This is a genomic window from Lysobacter panacisoli (genome assembly GCF_009765165.1).
Lineage (GTDB): Bacteria > Pseudomonadota > Gammaproteobacteria > Xanthomonadales > Xanthomonadaceae > Lysobacter_J > Lysobacter_J panacisoli.
In genome coordinates, this window is sequence record NZ_VLNU01000001.1 from 1749233 (window position 1) to 1762075 (window position 12843).

Consider the following 12843-nt stretch of genomic DNA (forward strand, 5'->3'; position numbering starts at 1 on the left):
CCCGGCCCGTTCGCCGTGTGCGGCGAACGGAACCGGACGGCGGCGTTCAGAGCGCCTTCGCGCCGCCGATGTTCCTGGACAGGAAGTCCAGCAGCCGCGTATAGAACGCCCGCTGGTGTTCCTCGGTGTAGAAGCCGTGGCCCTCGGTCGGGAAGTACAGCGTCTCCACCGGCGTTCCCGCCGCCATGAGCGCCTTCTCCATCTTCTGGCTGTGCGCGATGGGCGCGATCTCGTCCTTGCCGCCGGCAGCGAGCAGGACCGGCACCTTGATGCGGTCGGCCATGCGGTTGGGCGAACGCTGTGCGAGCACCTTGGGGTCGTTGCCCATCCACTCGTTGGCGAACGTGCCCCACCTGCGTCCGCTTTCGCGCAGCTCTTCGTGCACCATCGGCAGGTCGTAGACACCGACGTAGCCGACCGCGCAGCGGTACAGACCAGGCTCCTTGGCTGCTCCCATCAGCGCCGCGTAGGCGCCATAGCTGGCGCCGTAGATGCAGATGCGCTCGCGATCGGCGATGCCTTGCGCGATCGCCCACTTCGTGGCGTCGGTCAGGTCGTCCTGCATGGCGCCGCCCCACTCGCGACCTCCGGCCTGTTCGAACGCGCGACCGTAATTGCCGGAGCCGCGGAAATTCAGCTGCAGCACGGCATACCCAGCGGCGGCCAGCATCTGCGTCTCGCGATCGAAGCCCCATTCGTCGAACAAGCCGAACGGTCCACCGTGCGGCAACAGCACCATCGGCAGGGCCTTGCCGTCCGAACCGGCGGGCAGCGTGAGATAGCCGTGCAGGTCCAGTCCGTCGCGCGCCTTCAGCGTGACCTGCCGCATGTCCGCCATCCGCGCCGGGTCGAACCAGTCGGCGCGGCTGAAGACGAGCTTTGCTTCGCGCGTGTCGGTGTTGAAGAGGTAGAAGTCGCCGGGATTGCGGTCGTCGGAGGCCATCAGCAGGAGCTGCTTGCCGTCGCGCGTCGACGACAGCACCCGGATCGATGAATCCGGCATGGCCTTCTCGATCATGCGTTGCGTGCGCGCCTGCGCGGAGCCCTCATCGAAGTATCGGCTGACCAGCCGATCCTTCATGTAGGTCGCGCCAATGGGAACGCTGCCGCTGGCGTCGTAGAGGATCGAGTACGGATTGACCACGGCATCGCGCAGCAGGTCGGTGCGCTGGCCGGTGACGGTGTCCAGCGCCACGATCGCGTCGGGGCCCTGGGGATGTTCCACCTGCAGGTACGCGGTGCGGTTGTCGGCGGCGAAGCCCAGCGCGATCTCGACCCGATGGGTCACGGCTTCGTCGTTGATAAGGCGCCAGTCCGTGCCGCGTGCGTCGCGGTAATACAGCTTGCTGACGTTGTCGTTGCCGGAGCCGCGGGCGAAGCGGACCTCGCCCTTGCCGTCGGTGGTGAACCGGGCGCGTCGTACCGGCGCGGTCGCGACGGTGATGCGCCGTCCGCTGCGCACATTCATGCGGTCGATGCGTGTCGAAGGATCGGCCTTGAACGCCTGCACCGAGATCAGGATGTTGTCGTCGTCGGTGGGCAGGTCGTCTTCCAGGAAGCCCGCGAAGAAGTCCCCGAGCTTGATCGTCGCGCCGTTGCCGTTCTTCTCGTAGTGCCCCATCAGCGTGCGTCCGCCGGTTCCGTCGGCGTTGATGGCGTGGAGCTCGCCCGTGGGCGTGGGCGCTTCGAGCATGCTGAGACGCTGGGCCATCGATACCACGACGCGTTGATCGTTGACCCAGTGGAAATCGGCGATGGCGGAATCCTTCGGACCGCTGACCCTGGCGGTGAACGCCTTGTCGGCACGCCGGATCACGCCCATGACGGTGCGGTCGGACAGCGGCACGGTCACCGCGTAGTAGTCGCCCCTGGGCGAGATCTTGATGTCGCCGTAAACGTCCTTCTTCAGGAACGGCGTGAGATCCACCTGCGCCGCACTCGGAAACGTCGCCGCCATCGCCAGTGCGGCGAGACAGCCTCTCCATAGCTTCATGTCGTCCTGTCCCCTTGCCCGCGCTACACGGGCCCCCGGCGCAGGATAGCCGGGGTCGGGATCGTCGTCAGGCGCCGCTCGACTTCCTCACTACCAGCGACGCCGGCAGCGTGATGCTCTGGGTCGCCTCGCCCCCGACCTGGCGCAGCAGCGTCTCCACCAGCAGTTCGCCGGCGCGCTTGGTGTCCTGGAACACCGTGGTCAGCGGCGGCGATGCGAAGCGCGCCATCGGGATGTCGTCGAAGCCGACCACCGCGATGTCCTCCGGCACGCGCAGGCCTGCGTCGGACAGCGCGCGCATCGCGCCGAGTGCGATCAGGTCGCTGGCAGCGAACACCGCGTCGAACGATCCGCCGCGGGCGAGCAGTTCGCGCGCGCCGGCGTAGCCGTCTTCTTCGGAACTCTCCGCGTCGACCTGCAGGATCGCCTCCATCGCGCCGCCGACTTCGCGCAGCGCGGCGTCGCAGCCACGGAAGCGGTCGAAGAATTCCGGGCAATGGCTCGACGCGCCGCCGAGGAAGGCGATGCGGCGGCGACCCAGGCCGACCAGGTGTTCGCCGGCCAGGCGCCCGCCGTTGAAGTTGTCGCAGCCGATCGAGAACCCGGGCTGGTCCGGCAGCACCGCGCCCCAGCGCACGAAGCGCGTGCCCTGCGCGACCAGCTTCTCCAGCTTGCCCTGATAGGCCAGGTAATCGCCGTAGCCGAGCAGGATCAGGCCGTCGGCCTTCATGCTGTCCTCGTAATCGGCGTGCCAGTCGTCGGAGAGCTGCTGGAACGAGATCAGCAGGTCCTGCCCCTCGCGCGCGCAGGCGCGGGTGATCGAGCCGACCATCGACAGGAAGAACGGGTTGATGTGCGACTCGTCCGGGGTCGGGTCCTCGAACAGCAGCAGCGCCAGCGTGCCGGAGCGCTGCGTGCGCAGGCTGGAGGCGTGGCGGTCGACCTTGTAGTTGAGCTCGCGCACCGCCTCTTCGACCTTGCGGCGGGTCTCGGCGTTGACCAGCGGACTGCCGCGCAGGACGCGCGACACCGTCGCCTGCGACACACCGGCGCGATGGGCGATGTCGAGCGAGGTGGTCTTGGTCTTCTTGCTACGGCCGAGGAAGTGCACTTGCGACATGCCGGCAGTATGTAAGCCCTTGTCCGCGAAGGCTTGCCGCACTGCGGCATGGTCGGCTGACGCCCGCGCGAACCGTTCCGGCCGGCCGGCAAGCCGTCGCGACTCGCGCGCAAGCCGGAACGACCGGAGCCCGACCCGCCGTGGCTTGCGCGCAAGGCAAATCGGCTTGCGAACGGGTCACGACGGCTTGCGCGCAAGGCAAATCGGCTTGCGATCGGGCTGCGACGGCTTGCGCGCGAGGCAAATCGGCTTGCGAACGGGTCGCGACGGCTTGCGCGCAAGGCAAATTGGCTTGCGATCGGGCTGCGACTGCTTGCGCGCGAGGCAAATCGGCTTGCGAACGGGTCGCGACGGCTTGCGCGCAAGGCAAATCGGCTTGTGCTCGGCCCGTCGCGGCTTGCGCTCCGGCTCGTGCGATTCGTAGCCCGGGTAAGGCCGCAGGCCGCACCCGGGACTTCCCGTGCGATCGACTCCCCGGGTGCGCTGCGCTTACCCGGGCTACGCGGGTTGACCGCTTCGCTCGCGACTAACGGGGGAGATCAGATCGCCACGTCGAACAGTTCGCCGACCGCCGAGGACGCGACCATCGCCAGTGCGCCCCAGAACGCCACGCGTACCGCGCCGCGCAGCACCAGTGCGCCGCCGGCACGTGCCGCGAGCGCGCCGGACACGAACAGCGCGCAGATCGTGGTCGCGATGGTCGCCGCCTGCACCATCCGTTCCGGCGCGAGCAGCACCGTCGCCAGCGGGATCGCGCCGCCGCACACGAACGCCGACGCCGACGCCATCGCCGCCTGCACCGGGCGCGCGCGCAGGGTCTCGGTGATGCCCAGTTCGTCGCGCGCGTGCGCGGCCAGTGCGTCGTGCGCGGTCAGTTGCTCGGCGACCTGGCGGGCGAGTGCGGGTTCCAGCCCGCGGCGCACATAGATATGGGTGAGCTCATCGAGTTCATGGTGCGGCTGGCTGTCGAGTTCGCGCCGTTCGATGGCGAGATCGGCGTGCTCCGTGTCGGCCTGCGACTGCACTGAGACGTATTCGCCCGCGGCCATCGACATCGCACCGGCGACGATGCCGGCGACGCCACTCATCAGCACGGTCGCGTGTTCGGCGCCGCTGGCGGCCACGCCGACCACCAGGCCGGAGACCGAGACGATGCCGTCGTTGGCACCGAGAACCGCCGCGCGCAACCAGCCGACACGGCCGGAGCGGTGCGATTCGCCGTGGCGGGTGGGTATGTGCGCGACCTGCGCGCGTGGGCTGCGTTCGGCGGACATGGCCGCAGGGTAGCGCGGTGGCCGGGACCGGCGCACGGTCGCGGGCGGTCGCGCCAGTGACGATGCCGGATTACTGCGTTGCACCGGCTGGCGTATGTTCGTTCACGCCGCCCCGATACACTGCCGACGGCTTGCGATACCCGGGTGCGTCCCCACCATGCAGGCTTGGCCGGTGATCCCGAGGGGCGACCGGCCTTCCGCGCCTTGGTCCTCATCGCGCGAGCAAGGCCACCGGTCTTGCAGATGGCGTTTCCGCACGAGGTGCATGTGTCCGGTCCGAGCCAGGTCAAGGATGTTCCCATCGAGGGGCGAGCCGAGCTCGTCGAGTTCCTCAGCTCCGGCGCGCGTCCGCGCGAAGACTGGCGCATCGGCACCGAGCACGAAAAGTTCGGCTTCCGCACCGACGACCTGCGTCCGCCGACCTTCGATGGCGAGCGCGGTATCGAAGCGCTGCTCAAGGGGTTGGTGCAGTTCGGCTGGGAGCCGGTCACCGAGCACGGCCGCGTCATCGCGCTGAGCCGCGACCAGGCCTCCGTGTCGCTGGAGCCGGCCGGCCAGCTGGAACTGTCCGGCGCGCCGCTGGAAAACCTGCACCAGACCTGTTCGGAAACCAACAGCCACCTGCGCGAAGTGCGCACCGTCGCCGAGCCGATGGGGCTGGGTTTCCTCGGCGTGGGCTTCCAGCCCAAGTGGCGCCGCGAGGACATGCCGTGGATGCCCAAGGGCCGCTACAAGATCATGCGCGAGTACATGCCCAAGGTCGGCTCGCTCGGCCTGGACATGATGACCCGCACGTCCACGGTGCAGGTGAACCTGGACGTCGGCTCCGAAGCCGACATGGTCAAGAAGTTCCGCGTCTCGCTGGCGTTGCAGCCGGTGGCGACGGCGATGTTCGCCGACTCGCCGTTCACCGAAGGCAAGCCCAACGGCTACCAGAGCTACCGTTCGCACATCTGGACCGACACCGACCCGAACCGTACCGGCCTGCTCGACTTCGTGTTTGACGACGGCTTCGGCTACGAGCGCTATGTCGACTACCTGCTCGACGTGCCGATGTACTTCGTCTACCGTGACGGCGAGTACATCGACGCCTCGGGCCAGTCGTTCCGCGATTTCCTCGACGGCAAGCTGCCGGCGTATCCGGGCCATCGCCCGCTGCTGCGCGACTGGGCCGACCACAGCACCACGGCCTTCCCGGAAGTGCGCCTGAAGAAATACCTGGAGATGCGCGGCGCCGACTCCGGCCCGTGGAACCGTATCTGCGCGCTGCCAGCGTTCTGGGTCGGCCTGCTCTACGACGATGCCGCGCTCGACGCCGCGTGGGACCTGGTCAAGGACTTCACCCTCGCCGAACGCCATGCGCTGCGCGACGGCGTGCCGAAGCACGGGCTGAAGCTGCCGTTCCGCAACGGCACGGTGCTCGACCTCGCGCGCGCGTCGCTGGAGATCTCCTCGCACGGCCTGTCGCGCCGCGCGCGGCTCAACCGCAACGGCGCCGACGAGTCGGTGTACCTGGCGACGATGATGGAATTCGCCGAGGCCGGCACCACGCCGGCCGAACGCAAGCTCGAGCTCTACCACGGCCCGTGGCAGGGCGACATCGATCGCGTGTTCCGCGAGTTCGCGTACTGATCGCGGCGCGCCTCAGCGCGCGCCGACCTTCTCCAGCCGACGCAGCCACTCGCGGTTCATGCGCCGCGAATGCGCGGGCAGGCGCTTGGCGCGGCGCAGCGATTCGTCGCGCAGGCGCACCGCCGCCTCGCGCTCGCCCCAGCCGTCCAGCACTTCGGCGTAATGCGCGTGTGCCTCGAAACCGCTGAAGTAGCCGACCAGCGCGTCGAACTCGTGGCGCGCCTTGTCGCGGTCGCCTTCGCCGGCGACCGCGCGCGCGTAGATCAGGTGGCCGGTCGGTGAGCGGAAATCCGGACGGCGCCGGATCAGCTCATCGAGCACGCGCCGCGCCTCGCCGGGCTGGCCGGCTTCGAGCTGCGCGCGCGCCAGGCGTACTGCCAGTTCCGGGTCATCGGCGTGGATGCCGCGCAGTGCGGCCTGGTAAAGCGGGATCGCATCGACCGGGCGCTCCGCCTCGACCAGCGCATCGGCCAGTCGCATGCGGTTCTCGGTGGTGGCCGCGGTCTCGAACGCGTCCTGCGCCGCGCGCAGTTCGCGCGAGGGATCGATCGTGCGCTGCACGCCGCGCACCACCTGTTGGCCGACATGGCTGTAACGCCAGTCGGGCAGCCAGATCGCCAGGCCGTAGACGATGCTGCCGAGCAGCGGAAACGCGAACAGCACGAACAGCCAGTAACGGTCCTGTCCACTGCGCACCGCGTGCACGGCGAAGAACAGCGCGATGACGACGTGCAACCCCAATCCGATGGGCATCCTTCTGGTCTCCCCAGTCCAGTGGCGCGAGTTTCCGACAGTCCGCGGCGATCCGCCAGCGGTCGGTGGCCCACCGCCTCACGACGAGGTCGGATGACGCGCACGGCAATGGGCGCGCGACCCGGGTAGGATCGGCGCATCCTGTGCCGGGAGTCCGCCCATGCGCCGTAGCGTCCGTGGTCTGTGTCTGGCAGTCGCGCTGTTCGTATCCACGGATGCACTCGCGCTCACCGCACTGGTCGGCGGCACGCTCGTGGACGGCACGCTGCGCGAGCCGATCCGCGACAGCGTGATCCTGATCGAGGGTGAACGCATCACTGCGGTCGGCAGCGTGGACACGCTGCCCGTACCGCAGGGCGCGACCGTTATTTCCACAGAAGGGATGACCGTGCTGCCCGGCCTGTGGGACATGCACGTGCACCTGATGATCAACGGCCACGCCGACTATGATCACTGGGACAGGACGTATCCCGCGCGCTTCCGCGACACGATCATGCCGGCCTCCGCGCTGCAGTTGCTGCACGCGGGCGTGACCGGTGCGCGCGATCTGGGCGGACCGCTCGAGGACAGCATCGCCGTGCGCGATGCGATCAATGCCGGGAAGATCCCCGGACCGACGCTGTTCGTCTCCGGCCCCTTCATCCAGAAGAAGCCGTATCCCGGCACCGAACTCTTCCGCTGGGGCGTGGATTCGCCATCCGACGCACGCGCCAAGGTGCGTCGCCTCGCGGCCGCCGGCGTGGACGTGGTCAAGCTGATCGACCAGGACCAGATGAGCGAAGCCGAAGTGCAGGCCGTCGTCGACGAGGCGCACAAGCACGGATTGCCCGTGGTCGGGCATTCGCACCGGCCGGAGGAAATCCGTCGCGGGCTCAAGGCCGGCGTGGACTGCTTCGAGCACACCGGCCTGGCCGCATCGCCGGAGTATCCCGAGGACATCATCGCCATGCTGCGCGAGCGCACGGCGAACATGGCCGCCGGTCCACTGTTCTGGACGCCGACGATCGAAGGCCTCTACAACTTCCCCCACACGGTGAAGAGCCACGAGTTCATCGACGGCGACGCGTGGCACGAAGGCCTGCCGCCGGAGATCGTCGCCGACATCAAGGGATCGCTCGCGCATCCGGAGCGCATCGGCTATTTCCAGCAGACGCCGCAGCGCTGGCCGACGCTCAAGCGCAAGTTCCAGCAGCTGCGCGAGGCCGGCGTGCTGATGCTGGTGGGCACCGACTCGGGCATCCCGATGAAGTTCCACAGCGGCAGCACCTGGAACGAACTGGACGTGTGGGTGAACCAGCTCGGCGTGCCCGCGGTCGAAGCGATCCGCTCGGCGACGTACTGGCCCGCGGTGGCGATGAAGGCCGACAAGGACTACGGCAGCGTGGTCGAAGGCAAGTACGCGGACATCATCGCGGTGAAGGGCGACGTGCTGAAGCAGGTAGCGCTGCTGCAACGCGTCGACATGGTGATCAAGCACGGGCGGCGGGTGAAGTAGGGTGCCGGTGCGCGAACTCGTGCAGGTGCGTTACCGGCTTCTCGAGGGAGAAGAGTCGGCGACCTCCGCCGCGATCCTGGGCGAGTCGCACGATTTCGGTGGCGAGCTCGTCCTCGGCTTCCGGGATGGGCATGAGGTCTTCGTGTCCTGGGTCGGCGATCCGGTGCAGTACGCGATCGGCGCCCGCGAGGACTCCCATTTCCGCGCCGACGCCGCGTTGTCCGAGCACGACGTCTCCGATAGCCGCATGTGGCGCGAACTGCTCGGATGCGACGTGTCGTTCCGCTTCACCGCCGCGGACAACCAGATCCTCGAGATCTCGTCCATCGAGGATCGCGTGCTGGTCTGCGCGTTCGAGTGCGGGCACTGGTGGGCCGACGCCCTCACGATCTGCAGGCAGGAACCGGCGCCTTACGACGTGCGGACCTGAGCCGGCACGATGCGATAGGCTGGCCTTGTTGCCACGGGGAGGTGGCCATGAAGAAGCTGTGCTTCGTACTCTGGGTCCTCGCAAGCGTCGCCGGATGCGCGACCGATGCGACATGGCGCGCGACGCGCGACGAATTGCCTGGCGCCTACTACAGCGGCGACGGACTCGGCCGTAACGTCTACGTCGTGCTGCGCGCGGATGGGTCCTACACCAGCGAATGGGACGGTTGCCTCGGTGTCTACGGCACCGGGTCGGGGACGTGGCATCTGAACGGTGACCAGGTCGTGTTCGAGTCCCGCGCGGCCGACGGCCATCTGGCCCAATACCTCACCCATGCCACGACGATCCGCCACGACGGCGTGATCGGATTTGCCCGGCACGAGGACGTGAAGCGCGAACGCGTCGACGAGGGGCTGGTGTTCCTGCGGCAGACGAAGGAGTGAGGCCGCCATGATGGCCTCCGACAGCGGTGTGCGACGGACGTCGGCCGGCAGCCGGCTGATCCCGTGGCTCGTGTTGCCGATCGCACTGCTGTTGCTCCCTATCGCCCTGGTGCGCGGCGCGCTGCGCGGCCTGCATGCTGCGACGCTCTACGCACGCGTGTGGTCGCGACACGCGAAGTGGATCGTGTTCGTCACTTCCGACAGTCCGAAGTGGAAGGAACACGTGGAGACGCGGATCCTTCCGCTGCTTCCCGTGGGTGCTGTCGTGGTCAATCGTTCTAAGCCCTGGTCGAAGGCATCGCTGGAGGGTCGCGTCTTCCGGCATTTCGGCGGGCAGCACGACTATTGCCCGATCGGGCTCGTGTTCGAACGCGGGAAGCGGGTCCGGACATTCCGCTTCTTCCGTGCTTTCCAGCAGGCGCAACAGGGCGATGCATCGGCCCTGGAGGACACGCAGGCGGCGTTCGAGGCCGCCGTCGGGCGTGCGGCGCACGAGTCACCTACGATGCGCCGACAGCGCTGACGACCACCGCGGCATTCACAAGGAAGGTAAACGCCATGTCCAGCCAGATCCTGTTCACCGGCGCGATCCACATCGAGTACGGGCAGTTCTACGTCGATCCCGGCGTGGATGCGTTTGCCGCCGGCGGCGCGGAATTCCTCGATCCGCTGCGCTCCGCTTTCCGCGGTCAGTCGAACGGCATCTGTGGCGCATCGAGGAAAGGCAGCCTGTTCCTGATCACTGGCCTGTCACAAGGCACGGTGTGCGTCACCATCGAACTAGCGCAGGCGGAGCCGCCGCGCGACGAGGCATGGGAGGAGATCGTCGAGTGCGCGTTCGCCCACGAGGCACCGCGCCTATTCCTTTCGGAATGGGAGCTGGAACGCCGCCAGCCGCTCGCACTGCCGCGCGGCATCTATCGCGTGCGCTACGGCGCGAAGTCGATGCTCGACGACTCGCAGGCCGGCGAGGACGGCCCGGTGCAGGAATACCTGCTGCAGTTCTGGCCGGCGCCGCCCTCACGCGACGAAGTGGTCAAGGTGTCCGGGGACTGCGCGCGCTACTGGCATGGCGAAGTGGCCGGCTACGGCGCATGACGCAGCGGACGCGGCCATACAGGGCGATATCGAGCGAGGAGATCGCCGTCATCGAGCGCGCGCTAAGCGTGGCACCGACGGCGGATTTCCATCCGGAGCTGTTGGCCACGCTTGCACAGCTGCGCGTCGTCGACGTGTGCGGCTGCGGTTGTGCGTCCGTCGAGTTCACCCGACTCCCGCAGGGTGAGCTTCCCCATATCGTCGCGGACGCGTGTGCAGAGACCGCCGATGGCGATAGCCTGGGTGTGATCGTCTGGGCTTTCGACGGGTCTGTGAGCGGGCTGGAGATCTACAGCTTCAGTGATCGTCCGGCTCCGTTGCCGGTGCTGTCGTCGATCGTGTCGTATGGTCCGTGAGCAGGCGTCGGGAGGCCCCGGGATGCGCGCGATTCTGCTCTGCTCCGTCATCGTGGCCTTGATGGCAGGCTGCCACCCCAGGACGCCGGGTGATGCGGACGCTCCAGTCGTCGAGGCGCCTGACGCTGCGACCGCCGTCCACTCCGCCGTGTTTCAGGCGGCTCTCGACGAGCCAGGGTTGCAGACGTACTTGCAACTGGAAAATCTGGGGCGGGAGCGGATCCCCGTGATCATCAGCGGGGATGCCGAGCTGCTTTCCCGTCTCGTCGCTCACAAGGCAGGCGAGCGAGTCGTCTACCGTCCGCCATCTGCCGTGGCGGGAACGCCGCACCTCGCCTTCGAGAAGTTCGTGGTGCGGGATTCTTCCGCCGATGTCAGCTTCAGGTACGCCGTGGAAGGGCTTCGCGCCGAGTATCGGCTGGTCAGGGATTCCAGCGGTTGGCGTGTAAAGGACGCCGACCACTTCCTGGAATGAGTGGTCAGTCATCTTGATGAAGCCGCGGCGCGATGCCTCGCGCCGCACCATCGCGAACGCTCAGAACCGCGACGCCGTCAGCTTCACGTCCGACCACTGCCACGCACTGGCGTAGCGGCGTTCGCTGTCGGCGGCCGCGTCCTTCTGCTTGAGCTTCTTCTGCGCCTGCGCCAGGCCATAGAGCGACCAGCCGTTGTCGGGGTACTTCTTGAGGTCGGCTTCGTACACCGCGACGGCTTCCTTCGCGCGACCGGCGTCGAGCAGCGCCGCGCCGAGGTACGGACGCACCGGAACCGGCCAGTCCGGCGGCTCGTTGTAGCTGAGCTTGTCCTCGGCCTCGACTGCCTTGCGCAGTGCGGCGATCGCGCCCTTGCGGTCGCCGCGCGCGCGCAGGAGCTCGCCACGCAGCATGTGCTCGGCGACGGCGAGGATGTGGTCGGCACGGTTGATGTCGAACATCACCACCTTCGCCATCGCCGGGTCCTTCGCGATGGCCTGAAGCTTGAGGTACTCCCGCTGCCCCTCGCCGGCCTTGCGGCTGTTCGCGAACGCCATGCCGCGCGCGAAATGCCAGATCGCCGTCGGGTACGCGACGTCGCTGGGTGGCTTGTCCTGCGCGAGGATCGCGTTCCATTCGCCGAAGCGCACCTGCGCGAACAGCGGCGCGACCACGAACTGCTGCATGAACGCCATCGCTTCCATCTGCGCCGGGTCGACACGCTTCGCAGTCTGATCGGCCGCTTCCAGCGCGAGCGTGCGCGAGCCGTGCAGCGCGGCGGTCATCGCGGCGAAGTGCCAGTTGTGCGGCACGTAACCGAGCGGATACGCGCCGTTGCTGCCGCGGCAGACCGCGAGGAACGCCTTGTCGGCGGTGCTCGCGGCGAGGTTGCTCAAGGTCGCGTCGTGGTAACGGCCGACGCGGATGTAGACGTGGGCCGGCATGTGCACGAGATGGCCCGAGCCGGGCGCGAGCGCGGCGAGCGTGTCGGCGTAGGGCTCGGCGCGACGCGGGTCGTCGGAGGCTTCGACCGCGTGGATGAAGTAGTGCGCAGCGCCGATGTGGCGCGGATTGCGCTTGAGCACGGACTCCAGCGTGGAGACGATGGTGTCGGTGTATTCGGTCGGCTTGCCCTGTGCGTTCCAGTACGCCCACGGGGTCAGGTCCATCAGCGATTCGGCATACAACGCCGCGATATCGTCGTCGTCGGGGAACTGCGCGTGCGCTTCGCCCATCGCCGCTGCGTAGGCTTCGTCCAAGGGAACGCGACTCTCAGGCGCAGGTGTGGTGTAGCGCTTGACCAGCGCGGCGATCAGCGCGCGATCGGCGGGCTTCGCGTTCCTCGCCAGCGACTGCGCGCGCGCGGCGAGCATGGTCGCGTCGGCGGCGAGGTCGGGCGACATCGGCAGGTTGATGTTGGGTCCGATCACCAGCGCCTGGCCCCAGGCGCACATAGCGCACTTGGGATCGAGTCGCTCGGCTTCGGCGAAGGCGCGCGCGGCCGCCTCGTGGTTGAAGCCGTACGCCATGCGCAGGCCCTGATCGAAATAGCGCTGCGCTTCCGGAACGCGCGTGCCGATGTCCCGGTGCAGCTCGCCGAAGGTATCGAACAGCGGCGGCGCGGTGGTCTGCGCGGCTTCCTCGCGCGCGCCCGGCCGGCAGGACGCGAGTACGGCGACGACGATGAATGCGGAAACGATCGGGCGCAGGGCAGGCACGGGGCGGGCACTCCATGTCGGACATCAGACAACCTAACGCCGCGACCCGACCACGGAG

General features: G+C 68.1%; 13 protein-coding genes. 8 read left to right on the plus strand and 5 right to left on the minus strand.

What is annotated here, in order from left to right; translation table 11 throughout:
- Nucleotides 1-46: 46 nt before the first annotated feature.
- From FOF45_RS08190 to FOF45_RS08200, 3 genes are all read right to left on the minus strand, one after another.
- The gene (locus FOF45_RS08190) at nt 47-1993 is read right to left on the minus strand and encodes an alpha/beta hydrolase family protein (RefSeq protein ID WP_158983799.1); all 1947 of its coding nucleotides are present in this window, start codon (nt 1991-1993) and stop codon (nt 47-49) included.
- A 67-nt stretch (nt 1994-2060) separates the two neighbouring features.
- On the minus strand, nt 2061-3113 hold the full coding sequence (locus FOF45_RS08195; protein ID WP_158983801.1) for a LacI family DNA-binding transcriptional regulator: 1053 nt from the start codon (nt 3111-3113) through the stop codon (nt 2061-2063).
- A gap of 539 nt (nt 3114-3652) precedes the next feature.
- Nucleotides 3653-4387, minus strand: coding sequence for a VIT1/CCC1 transporter family protein (locus FOF45_RS08200; protein WP_158983803.1), 735 nt, complete (start codon nt 4385-4387; stop codon nt 3653-3655).
- Between the two features lie 267 nt (nt 4388-4654).
- Between FOF45_RS08200 and FOF45_RS08205 the strand changes: the two genes are divergently transcribed.
- Nucleotides 4655-6019, plus strand: coding sequence for a glutamate--cysteine ligase (locus FOF45_RS08205; RefSeq protein ID WP_158987352.1), 1365 nt, complete (start codon nt 4655-4657; stop codon nt 6017-6019).
- A 12-nt stretch (nt 6020-6031) separates the two neighbouring features.
- Here FOF45_RS08205 and FOF45_RS08210 read toward each other — a convergent pair whose 3' ends face one another.
- A complete protein-coding gene (locus tag FOF45_RS08210; protein WP_158983805.1) occupies nt 6032-6772 on the minus strand; it encodes a tetratricopeptide repeat protein in 741 nt (246 codons plus the stop codon).
- A 160-nt stretch (nt 6773-6932) separates the two neighbouring features.
- Here FOF45_RS08210 and FOF45_RS08215 point away from each other — a divergent pair, with 160 nt between their 5' ends.
- The 7 genes from FOF45_RS08215 to FOF45_RS08245 are packed head-to-tail and all read left to right on the plus strand — an operon-like array spanning nt 6933 to nt 11069.
- Nucleotides 6933-8267 carry an amidohydrolase family protein gene (locus FOF45_RS08215; RefSeq protein WP_158983807.1) on the plus strand — a complete coding sequence of 445 codons (1335 nt, stop codon included), beginning with the start codon at nt 6933-6935 and terminating at the stop codon, nt 8265-8267.
- 7 nt (nt 8268-8274) lie between these two features.
- Nucleotides 8275-8697: a hypothetical protein gene (locus FOF45_RS08220; protein WP_158983809.1), complete on the plus strand. Its 423-nt coding sequence runs from the start codon at nt 8275-8277 to the stop codon at nt 8695-8697.
- A 47-nt stretch (nt 8698-8744) separates the two neighbouring features.
- Entirely contained in the window at nt 8745-9140 is a 396-nt protein-coding gene (locus FOF45_RS08225; RefSeq protein WP_158983811.1) for a hypothetical protein, read from the plus strand.
- Nucleotides 9141-9147: 7 nt separating this feature from the next.
- Nucleotides 9148-9663 (plus strand): hypothetical protein, encoded by a 516-nt coding sequence (locus tag FOF45_RS08230; RefSeq protein WP_158983813.1) that lies wholly within the window; start codon nt 9148-9150, stop codon nt 9661-9663.
- A 35-nt stretch (nt 9664-9698) separates the two neighbouring features.
- On the plus strand, nt 9699-10238 hold the full coding sequence (locus FOF45_RS08235) for a hypothetical protein (protein ID WP_158983815.1): 540 nt from the start codon (nt 9699-9701) through the stop codon (nt 10236-10238).
- Entirely contained in the window at nt 10235-10594 is a 360-nt protein-coding gene (locus tag FOF45_RS08240) for a hypothetical protein (RefSeq protein ID WP_158983817.1), read from the plus strand. Before FOF45_RS08235 ends, FOF45_RS08240 begins: the two co-directional genes overlap by 4 nt.
- 22 nt (nt 10595-10616) lie before the next feature.
- Nucleotides 10617-11069: a hypothetical protein gene (locus FOF45_RS08245; RefSeq protein WP_158983819.1), complete on the plus strand. Its 453-nt coding sequence runs from the start codon at nt 10617-10619 to the stop codon at nt 11067-11069.
- A 60-nt stretch (nt 11070-11129) separates the two neighbouring features.
- On the opposite strand, the gene FOF45_RS08250 is transcribed toward FOF45_RS08245, so the two are convergent.
- Nucleotides 11130-12785 (minus strand): tetratricopeptide repeat protein, encoded by a 1656-nt coding sequence (locus FOF45_RS08250; RefSeq protein ID WP_158983821.1) that lies wholly within the window; start codon nt 12783-12785, stop codon nt 11130-11132.
- Nucleotides 12786-12843 lie beyond the last annotated feature (58 nt).

What these genes read in the sequence shown, in the direction of transcription:
- FOF45_RS08190 (WP_158983799.1), bottom strand. Translation starts at nt 1,993, where the DNA reads ATGAAGCTATGGAGAGGCTGTCTCGCCGCACTGGCGATGGCGGCGACG.
- FOF45_RS08195 (WP_158983801.1), bottom strand. Translation starts at nt 3,113, where the DNA reads ATGTCGCAAGTGCACTTCCTCGGCCGTAGCAAGAAGACCAAGACCACC.
- FOF45_RS08200 (WP_158983803.1), bottom strand. Translation starts at nt 4,387, where the DNA reads ATGTCCGCCGAACGCAGCCCACGCGCGCAGGTCGCGCACATACCCACC.
- FOF45_RS08210 (WP_158983805.1), bottom strand. Translation starts at nt 6,772, where the DNA reads ATGCCCATCGGATTGGGGTTGCACGTCGTCATCGCGCTGTTCTTCGCC.
- FOF45_RS08215 (WP_158983807.1), top strand. Translation starts at nt 6,933, where the DNA reads ATGCGCCGTAGCGTCCGTGGTCTGTGTCTGGCAGTCGCGCTGTTCGTA.
- FOF45_RS08225 (WP_158983811.1), top strand. Translation starts at nt 8,745, where the DNA reads ATGAAGAAGCTGTGCTTCGTACTCTGGGTCCTCGCAAGCGTCGCCGGA.
- FOF45_RS08230 (WP_158983813.1), top strand. Translation starts at nt 9,148, where the DNA reads ATGATGGCCTCCGACAGCGGTGTGCGACGGACGTCGGCCGGCAGCCGG.
- FOF45_RS08235 (WP_158983815.1), top strand. Translation starts at nt 9,699, where the DNA reads ATGTCCAGCCAGATCCTGTTCACCGGCGCGATCCACATCGAGTACGGG.
- FOF45_RS08240 (WP_158983817.1), top strand. Translation starts at nt 10,235, where the DNA reads ATGACGCAGCGGACGCGGCCATACAGGGCGATATCGAGCGAGGAGATC.
- FOF45_RS08245 (WP_158983819.1), top strand. Translation starts at nt 10,617, where the DNA reads ATGCGCGCGATTCTGCTCTGCTCCGTCATCGTGGCCTTGATGGCAGGC.